Origin of the sequence: Microbacterium sp. 4-7, from assembly GCF_014332665.1 — a bacterium.
Taxonomy (GTDB): domain Bacteria; phylum Actinomycetota; class Actinomycetes; order Actinomycetales; family Microbacteriaceae; genus Microbacterium.
On sequence record NZ_MCRH01000004.1, the window covers coordinates 263,812 to 279,819 of the forward strand.

Consider the following 16,008-nt stretch of genomic DNA (forward strand, 5'->3'; position numbering starts at 1 on the left):
AAGGGCGAGGCCTGTCCGTGGCCCGTAGGTCGAGCGATCCGTGCTCCAGACCCACTATCGCGACACCCGGCTGCGTCCGTAACCGGATCGGCCGACTCACCTGCCGTCAGAGGGATCACTCGATGAGCTCATCCTCGTCTTCGCGCGAGATCGTGATCTCCTCCGCGGCTTCCAGGTCGCGGATGATGCGCACGATCTCGGCTCTGGCCTCATCGACCTGACGCATGCGCACGGGACCGAGGACTCGGGTCTCCTCAGCGAGGTTCTCCTGGTTGCGCTCCGTCATGTTGCTCTTCACCTTGTCGGTGATCTGGTCGTCCGCGCCCTTCAGCGCGAGGGCGAGCATGCGCAGGTCGATACCGCGCATCACCCGCTGGACGTCGCGATCCTCGAGGCGCGCGATGTCGGCGAACGTGACCATGCGGCTGCGGATGTCCTCGGCCAGGGCGAGATCACGGCCTTCGAGGCTTGCGAGGAGCGACTTCTCGAGCGCGGTGTCCGAGCGGTTGATGATCTCGACGAGAGGCTGCACGCCTCCGATGGACTCATGGTTGTCGCGCATCGCGAAGACGCCGGTGCGCGAGCGCAGCGAGTCGGCCACGATCGAGATCGCCTCCTGCGTGGCGGTGCCCATCGTCGCGATCGCCTGAGCGACGTCCGTGCGCAGGGGATCCTGCAGGGCGGCGAGAACCGCCGCCGCACGATCGGCTCTGAGATTGGCCAGTACGACGGCGACGGTGGTCGGAAGCTCACCCTCGATGATCGTGGCGAGCTGGGCCGGGTCCGCCGCATTGAGGAAGTCGAACGAGACCGACCCCTGCGACATCACTCGGCCGACCATCCCGACCGCCTTCTCGCGGCCGAATGCCGTCTCGAGCAGTCCGGTGGCGAGCTCCTGTCCGCCCCGCGACGGCACCGAGCCGCCGGTGGCGATGCGCCGGAACTCGCCGAGAGCACGGGCCGTCGAGGCCACGTCCACTCCCCCGAGCTGTGTCAGCTCGGCCGCGAGCATCTCGGACCGCTCCTCGCCGAGGTGGCGGAGCACTTCGGCGCTGGCGGCGCGATCCATGTTCATCAGCACGATCGCGGCCTTGCGCAGTCCGCTCATCTCCGGCGCAGCCACGGGTGCCGGCGCCTCGACGGCCGACACCTCGACCGTGTCGGCCTGCGCGTCCAGCAGCTCGGTCAGCGCGCTCATACGGTCGCCTCATCCATCAGGTCGGCCAGTGCGCTGGCGATCGTGTCGGGTTCGCGCTTGGCGAGGTCGTCGATCTCCCGGCGACGGCGCTCGACCAGCACCTTGTCGGGCTCGGGCTCATCGTCGAGATCGGCCGACGCGGACGGCAGCAGCTTGGTCGGCGCCGGGGCGATGATCGCCTCGGCCTCCTTCAGCCCTCTGAGCGAGCGGAGCTTCTGCTCCTCGCTCTCGGTGACCGTCGCGAAGTACTCGATCGGTCCGTCTTCGGTGTACATCACCCGACGCTTCATCTTGCGGCGCACGACGAGGAAGACGATCAGGATGATCGCCGCGAGCAGGATCGCGCCGCCGATGATCGCAGAGCGCAGTAGCTCCTGCTGGAACTGCGCGTCGCGCTCGGCCTCCGCCGCCTGCAGCGCTGTCTGCGCCGCCGTCGCACCCGCCTGGTTGAACTCGACGAACTCGACGGCGATCTCGTCGCCGCGCTCGACATCGATCCCTGCCGCGGATGCCACGAGCGATTCGATCTGGTTCGCCGTCACTCCGGTGACCGTCCCGCGGTTGAGCGCGATGCTGACGGTCTGCCGCGTCACCTCTCCGGCGGGGGTGATGGTCTTCTCCGTCGACTTGTTGACGGCGTTGTTGCGAGAGGTCTCCTCGAACTCATAGGCGCCGGTCCCCTCGGCGCCGTTGGGAACCGCGATGTTGTCGGGGCCGAGCACGCCGGCACCTCCGCCCTCGCCGCCGTTGTAGGTCTCGGTCTTGGTCTGCTCCGATGCGCTCAGCTCGCCCTCGGGGGCCGAGTACGTCTCGTCCATGCGCTCGGATGTGGAGTTCGCGACATCGGCCGATACCGTCACCGTCGCGTTGCCCGGCCCGACGATCGTCTCGAGCATCTTGCTGACGGATGCCGCGACCTTGGCCTCATGCTCCGTCGCCTGCTTCGAGGAGTTCCCGGTGAGCCCGGTGCCGACCGCCGAGAGCACGCGGCCGTCCTGATCGGTCACCGCGACGTCCTCCGGCGTCATCCCCGGCACGGCGGCGCTCGTGAGGTGCACGATCGCCTCGATCTTCTCGTCGCTGAGCCCTGAGCCGTTGCGGGTCTTCACGAACACGGATGCGGTCGGGCTCTGCTGCTCCGAGACGAAGACGCTCTCCTCCGGGATCGCCAGCTGCACCGACGCCGTCGAGATGCCCTCCATCGCGCCGATCGTGCTGGCCAGCTCGCCCTCGATGGCACGCTTGTAGGTCACCGACTGCTGGAATTCACTCGCCGTCACACCCATCTCGTCGAGCAGGGTGTAGCCCTCGCTGGTGTCGCCGGGCAGCCCGGCGGATGCCGCCGCGAGACGCTGCGGATAGACCTGGTCGTCGGGCACGAGGATCGTCGCGCCTCCCTCGGCGAGCTCGTAGCTCACGCCAGCCGACTTCAGCTGCTCGACGACGGCCGACGCGTCGCCGGCGCTCAGGCCGGTGAAGAGCGGGCTCATCTGCGGCTTGGTGAGCCACGCGCCGAGGGCGATGGCGCCCATCACGAGCAGCGCGACACCGATGACGGCGATCGTGCGCTGTGCGAGGGAGAATCCTGAGACGACCTGCTTGGCGCGGTCGTAGTAGGTCGTGAGCATCTTGGGCATCGTCAGGCCTGCATCCTCATGATCTCGTTGAACGCCGAGACGCTGCGGTCACGCACTGCCACCACCAGGTCGAGCGTCACCGAGGCGCGCGTCGACGCGATCATCGCCTGATGGATGTCCTGCAGGTCTCCCGTGACCGCCTGCACGGCGAGCTCGTTCGACGTCGACTGCAGCTGCTGCAGGTTCTCCATCGCCCCCGAGAGCGTCGTGGCGAAGGCGTTGCCGGAGGCAGGAGCGCTGGTCGCGTCCGGGCCCGTCTCGAAGCTGAGCGCCGAGAGCGGCGCGACACCGGAGGCGCCGATGGCCTCGATGCCCGACATCAGTTGCGGCCGATCTGCAGCGCTGCCTCGTAGGTCGTCTTCGCCCGGTCGACGACAGCGGCGTTCGCCTCGTATCCGCGCTGGGCGAGGATCAGCATGCTCATCTGGTCGCCGAGCTCGACGTTCGGGTACTGCACGTAGCCGTCCTCGTTCGCATAGGGGTGCTCGGGGTCGTACACGAGCTTCGCGTCGGCCTCGGATTCGACGACGCCGGCGACGTACACGCCGGGGCTGTCGGTGCCGGCCTGCACGGTCACGAACTTCTCCCGGAACGCCTCTTGGCCTGCGGGTGTCGCGGTGTTCACGTTGGCGATGTTGTCGCTGAGCGCGTCGAGCCACTTGCGGTGCGCGGTCAGGCCGGTGCCGGCGATGCCGATCGCGTCGAAGGTCATGCGGAGGCCTGCCCGATCGCCTTGGTGATCGAGGCCGCCTGACCGCCGATCGCCTGACTCGCGAACTGGAAACGCAGCACGGTGTCGATGTTCGAGAGCGTCTCGGTGTCGAGGTTGACGTTGTTGCCGTTCAGCCTGGTCGGCTCGAGCGAGCGCTCGACCGTCGCGGCGACGCTTCCCGAGCCGCCCTGGACAGCAGAACGGAGTTCATCCTCGAACCGCACGCGCTGGGCCTGGTAGCCCGGCGTGTTGACGTTGGCGATGTTCTCGGCGATCGAGCGTTGGCGCAGGGCCAGCCCGTCGAGCGCGCTGATGAGCGCAGAGGACGTGACGGATTCGAGCACGGGGGCACTCCGGGATGTTGGTGGAGAGGCCGATCCCTGGCCAATCGTCGAGCGATCCGTGCTCTGCGCCGACTATCGCGACACCCGGGCATCCATGTAACCGCTGTGCTCAACCCTCGACGTCGAGATATGCCGGCACATTCTGGGTGGAGGTCGGCACGCGCCGCAGTGCGGCGATCTCGCGAGCCACATTGGCGCGCGACGTGACGAGTCCGCCGATCATGAGCTGCTGCCGCGCGAGCACGGCTTCGGCACGCTCGCGCAGCTCCTCGGGGACGGGGCCGTCCGGCGCCTCGAAGGACTGCTCGTCGAGGTGCTCGTCGGCGGCGTCGAGGGCGCGCTCGAACTGGTCGAGCACCGTCAGCCAGGCCGAGAGAGTGTCGGGCACGGTCGCTCAGGCCAGGGCCGTGATGGGGGTCTGCGCGGTCGACGCGACCGCCGCAGCCGCCGCATGCCACGCTTCGCGGAGCGGCACGACGAGAGCTCGGCATTCCGCGGTGGCCGCGCGGTCTCGAGCGATGTTGGCGGTGATCAGGCGTCCCGTGAGGTAGGTGTACACGCCGTGCAGCTCTGCGGAGCCGTCCCACTCATCGGTGAGCGAGCCGTTGAGCTCGGCGACGATCTGCTGCGCGTGCACGAGGTGGTTCCCCGCAGCCGCCCAATCCCCCGCTTCCTGGCAGGCGTCCGCGCGCTCGATGTCGACCAGGAGGCGGTCGTAGAGCAACACGAGAAGGCGCTCAGGCGTGGCGGAGGCCACCTGCTGCTCCAGATACTGCTGCTTGGCCCGGTCGAGTGAGGTGAGTGCCATGAGTACGTGCTCCGATGCGATGCGATGTCACGAGGACGAGGTCAGGAATCCGACGGGGTGAGTCCGGCGAGCTGGCTGGTCAGCCACGACGATTGCGACTGCAGCTTCGAGAGCTGCACCTCGAGCTGCGCGTACGTGCGTTCGAGGGTGGCGCGGCGCTGTTCGAGCCGGATGTCCCAGCGCTCGACCTGGGTCTTGAGCGTCTTGACCTCGTCCTCCTGGCCGGTGATGCGCTTGGTCAGGAGGCCGTCGTACTTGTCGGAGTACTGGGTCGTCACGTCCTGCACCCGCGCCGAGACGGCGGAGAACAGCTCCTGCGTGCCCTCCGGGTCTTCTGCGAGAGCTGCGGCGAACTTCTCGGCGTCGAACGAGAGCACGCCCTTGTCGCTGACGGTGATGCCGATCGTCGAGGGCGAGATGCCGTCGATCGGATGTTGCACGGCGGTCGCCAGCGCGCCGCGGAGGTTTCGCACCGTGCTGTCGCCGGTGAAGACGCCGAGGGTCGTGGTCTCGCCGACCTCGCCGATGGTCGCCTTCGAGCCGTTGTCGATGCGCACCAGCAGCGCGGCGATCTCCTTGACGAACGCCTCCGCCGTCGAGCTCTGCTTCTTCGCATCGCGTGCGACGGTCACGGTGACGGGGTCGGCACTGGCCTTCGTGACGGTGACCTCGATGCCCTCTCCGACGGTGATGGTGTTGCTCGCGCTGTTCAGGGTCTGCTCGGCGTCGGTGCCGGCGAAGAGGCGGATGCGGGCATCCGCGCCCTGGGCGAGCAGTGCGGCGCCGGGGGCGGCACCGAGATCGACCGCGGTTCCGGCGGTGACCTCCGCCGCGGTTCCGCGGTTCAGGGTGAAGGCACCAGCCGCGCCCGTCTCGGCGGAGGTGAGCTGGATGCGCGAGAGCGGCTTGCCGTCGGCATCCGTTCCCGCGGGCACGACGGTCGCGCTCACACCGGCCTTCGACGCGTTGATCGCCTTCGCGAGGTCCTGCGGACCGGTGCCCAGCGGAGTGACCTCGACGGCTTCGCCGTCGGATCCCACGAGGGTGAAGGTGCCGCCCCACGCTGTTCCTCCTGCGGCAGCGGTGACGACGGAGTGCGCTGTGGCGACGGCATCCACCACGATGGCGGTCGAGAATGCGGTCGCCTTGCTGCCGGCGGTGATCGTGACCGTCTCGGACGACGAGGTCGCTGTGAAGGATGCCAGAGAGCTGGGTCCCGCGGCGGTCTTGGCCTTGTCGACGAGCTCCTGCAGCGTCTTGTTCAGCGACTGCAGGTTGGTGATGACCGAGTTGCGGTCGGTGATCTTGTTCGTGATGAGCGTCTTCGGGATCGCCGAGACGTCCATGAGCGCCTTGATGAGCTCTTCGGTCTTGAGCCCTGATACCAGTCCGTCGAGTTTCATCCCGGTCGTCTTCCGTGCGTTGCGGTCAAGGGTGTCCTACAGGAAGGCGCCCGGGCGGAGGTGACTCCGCCCGGGCGCCCTGTGCGCCTCAGGCGCAGCGACTCAACGGAGAAGCTGCAGGACGCCCTGGCCCGACTGGTTCGCCTGAGCGAGCATGGCGGTGCCGGCCTGCTGCAGGATGTTCGAGGCGGTGTACTTGACCATCTCGGCGGCCATGTCGGTGTCCGCGATGCGGCTCTTCGCTGCGGCGAGGTTCTCGGCCGAGACCTGCAGCGAGTTGATCGTCGACTCGAAGCGGTTCTGCACCGCACCGAGACCCGCACGAGCGGTCGAGACGGCGGTGATCTCGTCATCGATCGCGCCGATCGAGGTGAGTGCGTTGGCCGCGGTGTCGACCGTCAGAGCGCCGATCGTGGCGCCCAGGCCCGAGAAGTCGGTCAGCGTGACGCCGATCTGGTCCTCGGCAGCCTCGGAGCCTGCGCCGACCTGGAACGTCAGGGTGTTCGCGCTGTCGAGCAGCTTGATCCCGTTGAAGTTCGTGCTGGCGGCGACGCGGGTGAGCTCCTCGCCCAGCGAGTCGATCTCGGTCTTGATGGCGTCGCGCGACTCGGTGTTGTTCGAGTCGTTGCCGGCCTGGACCGCGAGGTCGCGGACACGCTGCAGGATCGAGTGGACCTCGGTGAGCGCGCCTTCTGCGGTCTGGATGACCGAGATGCCGTCCTGAGCGTTGCGGGCTGCGACGTTCAGACCGTTGACCTGCGAACGCAGGCCCTCGGAGATGGCGAGGCCGGCGGCGTCATCGGCTGCACGGTTGATGCGCAGACCGCTCGAGAGCTTCTCGAGCGACTTCGAGACGTCGTTCTGGTTGACAGAGAGGTTGCGGTACGCGTTGAGTGCACCGACGTTGGTTGCGATCTGAAGACCCATGAGAATTCCTCCGTGGTTATGGGGCTGGACGCGGGCCCATCCGTGGGCCTGCACAACCGATATTCGCGACATCGGCCGCCGGCGTAACCACGGATCCGGAAGATTCCACGGGTCGCGTCACACGGCGGCGAGGAGCTCGCTCGACCGGTCGCGGATCTCGGCGCGGACGGGCCCGAAGAGCGCCTCGAAGAACTCAGCCCTGGCTTTGGTCGATCGGTCACCCGTCGTGCCGTTCTCCCAGGCCTCCATGGCCTCGCGCATCAGTTCGAGTCCGCGCGAGCGCAGCTTCGACACGTAGGCATGACTGACGGCGAGCTCTTCGGCGATGTCCTTGACCATGCGGTCTTCGAGATAGATGCCGCGCACGACCTGCTGCATCGCCGTGGGCAGAGCGTCGACCACTCGGTTCATCATCGCTCGCGTCTCGGACTGCTCGACGGCGTGCTCGGGGAGGATGACGCTGTCGGTGAGATCGACCGCCTGCCGGCCGGTCTCGGCGTCGAAGTGCTCCTCGAAGCTGATCGCGGTGCGCACCATCTCGTCGAGCTTCATCATCTCCGAGACGACCTCGGCGGTGAGCCCCGACTCCCGCGCGAGCTCCGCCGTGCTCGCGGCTCGGCCGGTGCGGGCGAGCACCGTCTCGGCGGCGACTCTCACGCGCTCGATCTTGTCGCGTCCTCGCTCGCCGGCGGGGTCGGCGCGACGCATCTCCGACAGCATCGCCCAGTTGATCTGGCTGCTCGCGAACGCACCGAAAGGAATGCCCCGCGCGGCGTCATACGACATGGCCGCGCGGGCGAGGCCCAGGCGGGCGGCGGAGAGAAGGTCGTCCAGATCGACGTGCGTCGCCGACCGCGCCTTCTCCACAGCCAGGAAGGTGGCGAGCGGCATGTTGTCGCGTGCGAGTTTCTCGGGCGAAGCGGGGGCTTCCGGGGGCTGAGTGGAATCAGCGGAAACAGCAGAACTACTCAGCAATGTGACTCCGTGGCTAGAACAACTGTTTTACGAGTGAAGCTAGCACGAACAACACGTTTATGAGCAAAAAACGCGGAACTCGATCCTCGAGTCGTTCAGTTCTCCGGACCCGGGTCGCGGATTATCCCCGTCGCCCGGCGGTCTGTGAAGCCCTTATCCCGTCGCAGCGAGAACCGGTCTCATGGGCACCCATCACGATCCGACCAGAAAGGCAGCCATGTTCTTCCCTCGTCAGGAACTTCAGTTCACCGCCATCCCCGAAGCCCCGGATGCCGTCTACGCCCGAAAGCTCCAGGAGGTCCTGGGCGGCCAGTACGGCGAGATCACGGTCGCCATGCAGTACCAGTTCCAGGCGTGGAACATGCACATCCCCGGCAAGTACCGCGACTCGCGGTCTTCTCGATCTCGGCCATGAGGTCGTCGTCCCCGCCGTCCCCAACCGCAGTCTGCTCGGCGACTCGGCGTACATCCGCTCTGTCGTCGAGAAGATCGAGGGGTCCGTCCTCCTGGTCGGCCACTCGTACGGTGGCGCAGTGATCACGGTCGCCGGTGCTGCGGACAACGTCGTGGGGCTGGTCTACCTCTCGGGCTACGCACTCGAAGAAGGCGAGAGCCTCGGCCAGCTGCAGGGCGGGTTCCCCGACTCCGAGCTGGCCGCCAACCTCGTCTACACTCCGTTCCCGAACCCCGGCGCTGAGGACGGCACGGACGTCTCGGTCAAGGTCGAGGCTTTCCCGCAGGTCTTCGCTGCCGGCATCGACCCCGCCATCTCCGAGGTCCTCGCCGTGGCACAGCGCCCCCTCGCAGCCCTTGCGTTCAGCGAGGCCGCACCGGTCGCTGCATGGAAGACCAAGCCTGCCTTCGGCATCGTGTCCGCTGCCGACCACACCATCAACCCGGACGTCGAGCGCTTCGGCTACACCCGCGGCAACTTCCGTCGCGTCATCGAACTCGACGCACCGCACCTCGTGATGCGCGCCCTCCCCCAGGACGTCATCCAGTTCATCGTCGAGGCGGCTGCCGAGGTCGTCTGACCTCTCGAGGGCGGAGACGCCGTCCGGCGCTCTCCGCCCTCGAATGGTGCGACACCGCGCCCCACGGTCCTAGAATCGGGGCGACCCGCGCGTGCCGCGTTCGACACCTGCAGGAGGCGTCCGCCCGTTCAATCGGGTGGAATGAGTGGGACCAACGAAAGAAGGCGATCATGGCTGTGATCTCCCGCGGCTTCGGCGCCCGGCGACGCGAGTCGGATGACCGACTCCCCCCGGGTCAGTACCTCACCGAGGACTTCCCGGTGCTCTCGGCCGGACCGACACCCCGAGTCGCGACCGACACCTGGGAGTTCGCGGTCGTCGGGCTCGACGGCATTCGCCGCACCTGGTCGTGGGATGAGCTGCAGGCACTGCCGATCGATACGATCACCACCGACATCCACTGCGTGACGCGGTGGTCGAAGCTGGGCACGCAGTGGCGCGGAGTCTCGCTCGATCATCTGCTGCAGGATGCCGGAGACGGCGACTTCACGCGGGTCTTCTCCTACGGCGGGTACACGACGAATGTTCCCCGCGCCGACCTGACCGGCGGCAAGGCGTGGATCGCATTCGAGTTCGAGGGCGAGCCGCTCGCCGCAGAGCACGGCGGCCCCGCCCGGCTCCTCGTCCCCCACCTCTACTTCTGGAAATCCGCGAAGTGGGTCCACGGCCTGGATCTTCTCGAGAACGACGAACCGGGGTTCTGGGAGCAGAACGGATACAACATGTACGGCGATCCGTGGAAAGAGGAGCGTTACTGGTGACCTCGTCGTCGCTGTGGCTTGTCGCCAGTGTCATCGAGGTCCGACGAGCCACACCCCATGGCCGCGTGCTCTCCCTCCGGGTCGACGGGTGGCCGGGGAATCTCGCCGGACAGCACGTCGATGTGCGTTTGACCGCTGAGGACGGCTATCAGGCCGTGCGGTCGTACTCGCTCGCATCGTCCGGAGAGGGTGACGTGCTCGAGCTGGCCGTCGACGAGGTGCCGGAGGGCGAGGTCTCTCCGTATCTCGTCGAGGATGTCCGGCCCGGCGACGAGCTGGAGGTCCGCGGTCCGATCGGCGCCTACTTCGTGTGGACCCCTGCCCAGCCCGAGCCCGTTCAGCTCATCGCGGGCGGGTCAGGGATAGTGCCGCTCCTCGCGATGGCCCGGGAGCATGCGCGCTCGGCCAGCTCCGCACCGATGCGGCTCCTGTACGCGGTGCGTTCCGCGGACGACGCGTTCTACGCGGCCGAACTGGGCGATCTCGCCGACGACGCCTTCAGCGTCGACTGGGCGTACAGCCGCTCGGCACCGGTCGGCTTCGCTCGCCCCGCGGGCAGGGTGGATGCCGCGACGCTCGAGGCCTCGACCATCCCCGCCGCCCAGCGCCCCTCGGTATACGTCTGCGGGCCGACCGGCTTCGTCGAGGCGGTCGCCGATCTGCTCGTCGCGGCGGGGCATCCGCCCGACCGCATCCGTACCGAGCGTTTCGGAGGTGCCTGATGAACGCTGCCCACCCCGGCCATCGCACGAGAGTCGACGGCAACGCCGCTGGCGGGATCCTGATCGAAGTGTTCGGCAGGGACATGACCGGTGCTCGGGCCACCTGCACGCGCTGCGATCGCAAGGCCGTGCTCGGCGACGCCGTCGCAGAACTGGATCCGGCCGGCGTGATCCTCTTGTGTCGCGGATGCGGACACACCCTGTTGACCTGTATTCAGATCGACGGGCGGTACTCGCTCGATGTCGGGGCTCTGTCCCGCCTGGAGTGGGCCTCCGACGGCGACTAGCTCGCTCGTCGGCGACCGGCGCTCAGACGGGGCCCGAGTCGCATTCGGCGTCGAACACCTCACGGACGTCGTCAGGCTCGAATGCCGTGGTCGCCGTCGGCACAAGCGCCAGAGCACGGGCCCGGATCCCCTCAGCTGCGCCATCATCGTCCTCGATCTGCGGCGACAACTCCGCGTGCGCCACCGCGATCGGCAGCATGGCACCGAGCGTCACCCGCACACTCGACCGACCGCCCGCGGGGCCGACGACGGGGATCTCCACGACATCCGAGCGCCGCTCCTCCGCCAACGCCTTCCAGTACTCCAGCACCGCGTCTGCGGTCGCGTCACCCGTCAGGTAGGTGCCGACCTGGGTGATGAGGGACTTCATGATCACTCCCGGAACTCTCGACGGTTGCATTTCCGCTACCGGGGCCGGGGCAGCGATTTCACGCTAGGCCCGATCGTGTGCGAGGTCGACCCCCCTTGCGCTTTCAGGATTCAGGTGTTTCAAGCCTGATGTCCCGCCGCACGATGCGTTCAGCCACCTCGCTCAGACGCAGGCCGCGATCACGGGCGAAGGCGCGCATGAGCGTGAAGGCATCGGGGATCGGCACCCCCGCCGTGAACGAGACAACACCCTTGGCCTGCTCGATCATCACCCGGCTGTTCAGTGCGGTCTGCAGTTGCGACGACAGCGATTCCTGCTCTCGGAGGCTGCGCTCGTGCAGGATCCCGATCGTTGCCACATCGGCGAACGCTCGCGCCGCGGAGAGGTCTTCAGGGGGCGGCGACCCGGTATCGGATCGGAGCAGGTTGAGGGTGCCGATCGTCGTGTTCCGCAGCCGCATCGGTATCGCCTCGATCGACGCGAAGCCGTTCTCCAACGCCGCCTGGCGGAAGACCGGCCACTTCTCTGAACCGGCGGCGATGTCGGGAACCGACACCGCTGTCCCCGTCAGGAAGCACTCGATGCAGGGTCCCGCCTCTGCGGCGAGCTGGATCACCTCGACGAGCTCGGTCGCCTCGCTCGTGGATGCGACGAGTTCGAGTTCACCGGAGGGGTCGGCGAGAAGGATTCCGGCGTCGCTCGCATCCAGCAGCTCCTGGCACGCATCCACGAGTGTCTGCAGCAGATCCACGACGTCGTAGTCGTCGACCATCGTGTCGGCGAGGGTGGCGAAGAGCTCCAACAACCGAGCCTCGCGGGTAGGCGTCGTCATGAGCCCGCCTCGATGCCGCCTGACGTGCGCGAGAAGCGGAGAGAGCCGTCCACCACCGCCTGCGCGACCTCCATGACGCGCTGCCCGGTCGAGAACGCCCGCGCCTGAAGCATGAGCAGCGCGTCGTCCGGACCGATGTCGAGCTGCGCGAGCACGATGCCGGTCGCCTGGTGCACGGTTCGTCGAGAGTAGATGCCCGTCTGCGCGTCGTTGTCCGCGAAGTCCGACAGCGCGTCCCTCAGCACATGCCGGCTCACCACATCCGCCATGGCGCGCGCCTGCGTGCACTCGCTCGGAGTGAGCGCCACGGGTGCTGTCGAGTAGAGGTCGACGGCTCCCATCTTGATCTCGCCGACAGACAGCGGGAAGGCGAACATCGACGCGACCTCCGCGTCGTCCTCCACAGCCGAGGCGAAAGCGGGCCACCGAGAGACGCCGCGGTGCCGGAAGTCGGGCTCGAGGACAGCGGCAGAGGTGCGCATGGCCTCCCAGCACGGGCCTTCACCGAGGTCGAACTGGAGCTCATCCAGGCGTGCCGCCACGTCGTCGGACGCGGAGATCGTCTCGCTCCCGAGCACGTCCCCCACCGTCGAGACCGCGGCACCGGTGACCGGGAACCGATCGACGAAGAAAACACTGAGGGCGTCCAGCTGACGACCGGAGCGCTCCAGATCACTCAGCGCATCGTCGAATGACTCACTCATAGTGCTCTTCACGATACCGCCACCGGACTGGCCGCGCGATGGAGGCACCTACGAAGTCCGAGAGTTGCACAACAACCGGTCGGTGACAAGCCCCGGGCCGGTTTCACCCCGCGCGTCTAACTTCTCCTCTCATGAAGACGGCACACCGGCAGCGACGGCAGCGCGATCCGTACAACAGGCGTGAGGTCCTGGCCGGATACCTGTTCATCTCGCCGTGGATCCTGGGTGCTGCGCGTTCTGCTCGTTGGCGACGACATGGCCGGCGAGCGACTGGGCGAGCCACGAGAGCAGGAAGATCGTTCCCATCGCGAGCAGAAGCGAGTTGGAGTAGATCCACCCGCGCAGTCCGTGCACCTTCGCCCAGCGCGGGGAGTCGACATGCGCGTGCTCTCCGACGAGTTGATCGGCGTCCGACCCCACTCCCTCGTCGCCCGGCTTCTTGGATTCAGGTGATCCTCGCTGGATGACCAGATGGTCGCGAGGATGAAGAGGAAGAACTGCAGGAACTCCGACTGCCAGTTCTCCGCCACATCGACGAGGAAGTCGGAGGAGGTGATGAACTCCAGATACGGAGTGGGCGGCTGACCGTGCCGAGCCAGCTCCTGGTTGTTGTAGGCGTGTCCCGCGATCGACTGCCCGATCAGGCTGAGCGCGAAGATCGCGAGAAAGACGAGGCTGAGTCCCCCGTTTCTGACGAAGCGACGCATCTCGTTCACCTCCCCATCACAGGCAGGGCGATCATGGTCGCCAGCCCGACCACGATGAGGAGCGTCCATGACCAGAACGCGATTCGCATCGATGCGCGACCGATGGTTCGATCCGACAGGACTGTCTCCTCTCTCTGCCACCTCAGGCGCTGAACGCCTCGAGCGCCGGTCGGGGCGCTCGTCCTCGAGGCTGCCGGGGCTGCGGCCCCCGCGACTGCAGTGGTGGAATCCCTCTGGTGACGGGATGTCCGGCGTCGAGGGTCACATGCTCGTCGTAGTGGGTGATGGTGACCGGGTCGCCTGAGGCGAGCCGATAGGTGGCCTCCGCCTGGCGGACATCGACACGCAGGATGCAGCCGTGGATGCGCACCCCGAACTCGAGCCCGTCGATCTCGGACGGAAGACGCGGGCAGAACCGCAGGCCGCTGTCGCTGTCGCGCATCCCGCCGAAGCCCGCGGTGATGGCCGTCCAGACCCCCGCGAGAGCGGCGACATGAAGCCCCTGACCGGTGTTGCCATGAAGGTCGTCGAGATCGAGAGTCGCGACCTCGGCGAGGTAGTCGAGCGCGAGATCCAGGTGACCGACCTCTGCGGCGACCACGGCCTGCGCCGCCGCCGACAGCGATGAGTCCCGCACGGTGATCGCCTCGTAATACTCGAACGCACGCTCCTTCTGCTCCGCGGTGAACGACTCATGCGAGAAGAACAGGGCGAGCACCAGATCGGCCTGCTTCACGACCTGCTTGCGGTAGAGGTCGAAGTACGGGAAGTGGTCGTGCAGCAGGTATTCGTCCGGCGCCGTCGACTCGAAGTTCCACCGTTCGAGGTCGGTGTAGCCGGCGGACTGCGGGTGCACGCCCCGTTCGTCATCGAAGGGCACCGTCATCGCCGCGGCAGCGAGTTCCCACCTCGCGATCTCGTCGTCTACGACCTCGAGCTCCGACGCGACCTCCGGATGCCGTCGGGCAGCGGCCGCCGCCCCTCGAAGGTTCTTCTGAGCCGCCAGGTTCGTGAAGACGTTGTCGTTCGCGATGGCCGAGTACTCGTCCGGCCCCGTGACGCCGTCGATGTGGAAGCCGCCGTGCGGGTCCCACCGACCGAGCGAGGCCCAGAGGCGAGCGGTCTCGACCAGGATCTCGAGGCCGGCCTCCCGTTCGAAGTCGGCATCGCCCGTCGCCCGCACGTAGTGCAGAACCGCTCCGGCCACATCGGCGTTGATGTGGAACGCGGCCGTGCTGGCAGGCCAGTACCCCGACGACTCTCTGCCGTCGATGGTTCGCCACGGCAACGCGGCACCCTGCAGATGCAGTTGCGCCGCCCTGTCACGAGCGCGGTCGAGCACGGAATGTCGCCATCGCAGCGCCTGCTCGGCGGCGTGCGGGAGGGTCGAGGTGAGGACGGGGAGCACGAACGCCTCGAAGTCCCAGAAGGTGTGCCCCTCGTATCCGGAGCCGGTCAGCCCCTTGCCCGGAACGGATCGCAATTCCATGCGGGTGGAGGCCTGGAACACCTGGAAGAGCGCGAAGCGCACGGCCTGCTGCAGCCGTGCCGGTCCGTCGACCCGCACGTCGGCGCACTCCCAGAAGTCGTCCAGCCGTGCCCGTTGATCGGCGACCAGTGCGTCCCATCCGGCCCGCAGCGCGTCGCCGACCGCCGTCTCGGCCCGGTCCCGCAGGGCGGCGGTCGAGAGGTCGGACGAGAACTCATGACCGACGAGCTTGACGATCTCGAGCGTCTCTCCGGCAGCCAGGGATGCGCGCACCGTGGTACGCGCACGGTCGCCCGTCGCATCGACATCCGTCTCGACGCTCGGCTCGTTCCGGGGAGAACCGCTCACGCGATGGTCCATCGCGACAGCGGTCGTGAGCCCGCTCTTCCTCGTGCGGTGCACGAGGGTGGCGGCACCCGCGCCGGCGGCCGAGGCCACCCCCTCGAGCGGCTCGCTCAGCAGCTCCTGCACCCGGGGGTCGTCGTGCGTGATCGGCAGCGGCTCGTTCGCCAGCAGTTCGGAGATGACGGTGACGTCCGCCGGACCGCCGAGCGCCTGCACACGGTAGTGCACCGCTGCGACGGAGCGGTGCGCGAAGGAGACGATCCTCGTCGACCGGATCCGCACCCGCTGGCCGGTCGGACTGGTCCACTCGACCTCGCGTTCGAGAGTTCCCGCGCGGAAGTCGAGTCGACGGGTGTGCGACGTGAGCGATCCACGACGGACATCGAACGGCTCGTCCCCGACGATCAGCCGGATGAGCTGGCCGTTGGCCGCGTTGATCACACTCTGCCCGCACTCGGGGTAGCCGTATCCCTCTTCGGCATACGGCATCGGGTGCTCTTCGAAGAGGCCGTTCAGATAGCTTCCCGCGACGCCGCGCGGGTCGCCTTCGTCGAGGTTCCCCCGCCAGCCCACATGACCGTTCGAGAGGCCGAAGACGGACTCCTCATGGGCGAGGTTCTCGACGTCGATGCCGTCGGCACCGATGCTCCACTCGTCGATATCGAATCTCGGCCGCGTCCTGCTCATGGGCTCCTCTTCCGTCGACAGTGCTTCTGGAAGAGAAAGTAGTCAGGATCGAGGAACGTGGGGAGC

Annotated in this window: 17 protein-coding genes and 3 pseudogenes; 5 read left to right on the forward strand and 15 right to left on the reverse strand. The window is 67.6% G+C overall.

The window, feature by feature from the left end; translation table 11 throughout:
* Nucleotides 1-115: 115 nt before the first annotated feature.
* The 10 genes from fliG to BEP68_RS08400 form a co-directional block, all read right to left on the reverse strand.
* Entirely contained in the window at nt 116-1,198 is a 1,083-nt protein-coding gene (gene fliG, locus BEP68_RS08355; protein ID WP_230100771.1) for a flagellar motor switch protein FliG, read from the reverse strand.
* The gene (fliF, locus tag BEP68_RS08360) at nt 1,195-2,835 is read right to left on the reverse strand and encodes a flagellar basal-body MS-ring/collar protein FliF (protein ID WP_187249704.1); all 1,641 of its coding nucleotides are present in this window, start codon (nt 2,833-2,835) and stop codon (nt 1,195-1,197) included. Before fliF ends, fliG begins: the two co-directional genes overlap by 4 nt.
* 2 nt (nt 2,836-2,837) lie before the next feature.
* A complete protein-coding gene (gene fliE / locus BEP68_RS08365; RefSeq protein ID WP_056278838.1) occupies nt 2,838-3,155 on the reverse strand; it encodes a flagellar hook-basal body complex protein FliE in 318 nt (105 codons plus the stop codon).
* Entirely contained in the window at nt 3,155-3,547 is a 393-nt protein-coding gene (gene flgC, locus BEP68_RS08370) for a flagellar basal body rod protein FlgC (RefSeq protein WP_053096340.1), read from the reverse strand. The genes fliE and flgC overlap by 1 nt, the downstream gene beginning before the upstream one ends.
* Nucleotides 3,544-3,891 (reverse strand): flagellar basal body rod protein FlgB, encoded by a 348-nt coding sequence (flgB, locus tag BEP68_RS08375; protein WP_053096341.1) that lies wholly within the window; start codon nt 3,889-3,891, stop codon nt 3,544-3,546. The genes flgC and flgB overlap by 4 nt, the downstream gene beginning before the upstream one ends.
* Nucleotides 3,892-4,000: 109 nt before the next feature.
* Nucleotides 4,001-4,279 carry a hypothetical protein gene (locus BEP68_RS08380; RefSeq protein ID WP_056278839.1) on the reverse strand — a complete coding sequence of 93 codons (279 nt, stop codon included), beginning with the start codon at nt 4,277-4,279 and terminating at the stop codon, nt 4,001-4,003.
* Nucleotides 4,280-4,285: 6 nt separating this feature from the next.
* On the reverse strand, nt 4,286-4,699 hold the full coding sequence (gene fliS / locus BEP68_RS08385) for a flagellar export chaperone FliS (RefSeq protein WP_187249705.1): 414 nt from the start codon (nt 4,697-4,699) through the stop codon (nt 4,286-4,288).
* 41 nt (nt 4,700-4,740) lie between these two features.
* Nucleotides 4,741-6,102, reverse strand: coding sequence for a flagellar filament capping protein FliD (fliD, locus tag BEP68_RS08390; protein WP_187249706.1), 1,362 nt, complete (start codon nt 6,100-6,102; stop codon nt 4,741-4,743).
* Nucleotides 6,103-6,204: 102 nt separating this feature from the next.
* Nucleotides 6,205-7,029: a flagellin gene (locus BEP68_RS08395; RefSeq protein WP_053096345.1), complete on the reverse strand. Its 825-nt coding sequence runs from the start codon at nt 7,027-7,029 to the stop codon at nt 6,205-6,207.
* A gap of 117 nt (nt 7,030-7,146) precedes the next feature.
* Nucleotides 7,147-8,004 (reverse strand): sigma-70 family RNA polymerase sigma factor, encoded by an 858-nt coding sequence (locus tag BEP68_RS08400; protein WP_261987778.1) that lies wholly within the window; start codon nt 8,002-8,004, stop codon nt 7,147-7,149.
* A gap of 217 nt (nt 8,005-8,221) precedes the next feature.
* Here BEP68_RS08400 and BEP68_RS08405 point away from each other — a divergent pair.
* From BEP68_RS08405 to BEP68_RS08425, 5 genes and pseudogenes are all read left to right on the forward strand, one after another.
* Nucleotides 8,222-8,392, forward strand: a pseudogene (locus tag BEP68_RS08405) (manganese catalase family protein); the annotation flags it as partial.
* A 49-nt stretch (nt 8,393-8,441) separates the two neighbouring features.
* Nucleotides 8,442-9,038, forward strand: a pseudogene (locus BEP68_RS08410) (alpha/beta hydrolase); the annotation flags it as partial.
* Nucleotides 9,039-9,208: 170 nt separating this feature from the next.
* Nucleotides 9,209-9,799, forward strand: a complete 591-nt coding sequence (locus BEP68_RS08415) for a sulfite oxidase-like oxidoreductase (RefSeq protein WP_053096353.1) — start codon at nt 9,209-9,211, stop codon at nt 9,797-9,799.
* Nucleotides 9,796-10,521, forward strand: a complete 726-nt coding sequence (locus tag BEP68_RS08420) for a ferredoxin reductase (RefSeq protein WP_056278843.1) — start codon at nt 9,796-9,798, stop codon at nt 10,519-10,521. The genes BEP68_RS08415 and BEP68_RS08420 overlap by 4 nt, the downstream gene beginning before the upstream one ends.
* Nucleotides 10,521-10,808 carry a DUF6510 family protein gene (locus tag BEP68_RS08425; RefSeq protein WP_056278844.1) on the forward strand — a complete coding sequence of 96 codons (288 nt, stop codon included), beginning with the start codon at nt 10,521-10,523 and terminating at the stop codon, nt 10,806-10,808. The genes BEP68_RS08420 and BEP68_RS08425 overlap by 1 nt, the downstream gene beginning before the upstream one ends.
* 22 nt (nt 10,809-10,830) lie before the next feature.
* Here the strand turns inward: BEP68_RS08425 and BEP68_RS08430 are convergent, their stop codons facing one another.
* The 5 genes and pseudogenes from BEP68_RS08430 to BEP68_RS08450 all read right to left on the reverse strand — a co-directional run bounded on the left by BEP68_RS08430 (nt 10,831) and on the right by BEP68_RS08450 (nt 15,942).
* Nucleotides 10,831-11,178, reverse strand: coding sequence for a hypothetical protein (locus BEP68_RS08430; RefSeq protein ID WP_072591346.1), 348 nt, complete (start codon nt 11,176-11,178; stop codon nt 10,831-10,833).
* 103 nt (nt 11,179-11,281) lie between these two features.
* Nucleotides 11,282-12,010 carry a GAF and ANTAR domain-containing protein gene (locus BEP68_RS08435; protein WP_187249708.1) on the reverse strand — a complete coding sequence of 243 codons (729 nt, stop codon included), beginning with the start codon at nt 12,008-12,010 and terminating at the stop codon, nt 11,282-11,284.
* On the reverse strand, nt 12,007-12,714 hold the full coding sequence (locus tag BEP68_RS08440) for a GAF and ANTAR domain-containing protein (protein ID WP_187249709.1): 708 nt from the start codon (nt 12,712-12,714) through the stop codon (nt 12,007-12,009). The genes BEP68_RS08435 and BEP68_RS08440 overlap by 4 nt, the downstream gene beginning before the upstream one ends.
* A 204-nt stretch (nt 12,715-12,918) precedes the next feature.
* Nucleotides 12,919-13,490 (reverse strand): annotated as a pseudogene (locus BEP68_RS18370) (DUF6766 family protein).
* A 73-nt stretch (nt 13,491-13,563) separates the two neighbouring features.
* Nucleotides 13,564-15,942 carry a glycoside hydrolase family 65 protein gene (locus tag BEP68_RS08450; protein ID WP_187249710.1) on the reverse strand — a complete coding sequence of 793 codons (2,379 nt, stop codon included), beginning with the start codon at nt 15,940-15,942 and terminating at the stop codon, nt 13,564-13,566.
* Between the last annotated feature and the right edge of the window lie 66 nt (nt 15,943-16,008).

Bases quoted from the DNA above. Each gene is read 5' to 3' on its own strand.
- fliG (WP_230100771.1), bottom strand. From the start codon at position 1,198: ATGAGCGCGCTGACCGAGCTGCTGGACGCGCAGGCCGACACGGTCGAG.
- fliF (WP_187249704.1), bottom strand. From the start codon at position 2,835: ATGCCCAAGATGCTCACGACCTACTACGACCGCGCCAAGCAGGTCGTC.
- fliE (WP_056278838.1), bottom strand. From the start codon at position 3,155: ATGTCGGGCATCGAGGCCATCGGCGCCTCCGGTGTCGCGCCGCTCTCG.
- flgC (WP_053096340.1), bottom strand. From the start codon at position 3,547: ATGACCTTCGACGCGATCGGCATCGCCGGCACCGGCCTGACCGCGCAC.
- fliS (WP_187249705.1), bottom strand. From the start codon at position 4,699: ATGGCACTCACCTCACTCGACCGGGCCAAGCAGCAGTATCTGGAGCAG.
- fliD (WP_187249706.1), bottom strand. From the start codon at position 6,102: ATGAAACTCGACGGACTGGTATCAGGGCTCAAGACCGAAGAGCTCATC.
- BEP68_RS08395 (WP_053096345.1), bottom strand. From the start codon at position 7,029: ATGGGTCTTCAGATCGCAACCAACGTCGGTGCACTCAACGCGTACCGC.
- BEP68_RS08415 (WP_053096353.1), top strand. From the start codon at position 9,209: ATGGCTGTGATCTCCCGCGGCTTCGGCGCCCGGCGACGCGAGTCGGAT.
- BEP68_RS08425 (WP_056278844.1), top strand. From the start codon at position 10,521: ATGAACGCTGCCCACCCCGGCCATCGCACGAGAGTCGACGGCAACGCC.
- BEP68_RS08430 (WP_072591346.1), bottom strand. From the start codon at position 11,178: ATGAAGTCCCTCATCACCCAGGTCGGCACCTACCTGACGGGTGACGCG.
- BEP68_RS08435 (WP_187249708.1), bottom strand. From the start codon at position 12,010: ATGACGACGCCTACCCGCGAGGCTCGGTTGTTGGAGCTCTTCGCCACC.
- BEP68_RS08440 (WP_187249709.1), bottom strand. From the start codon at position 12,714: ATGAGTGAGTCATTCGACGATGCGCTGAGTGATCTGGAGCGCTCCGGT.
- BEP68_RS08450 (WP_187249710.1), bottom strand. From the start codon at position 15,942: ATGAGCAGGACGCGGCCGAGATTCGATATCGACGAGTGGAGCATCGGT.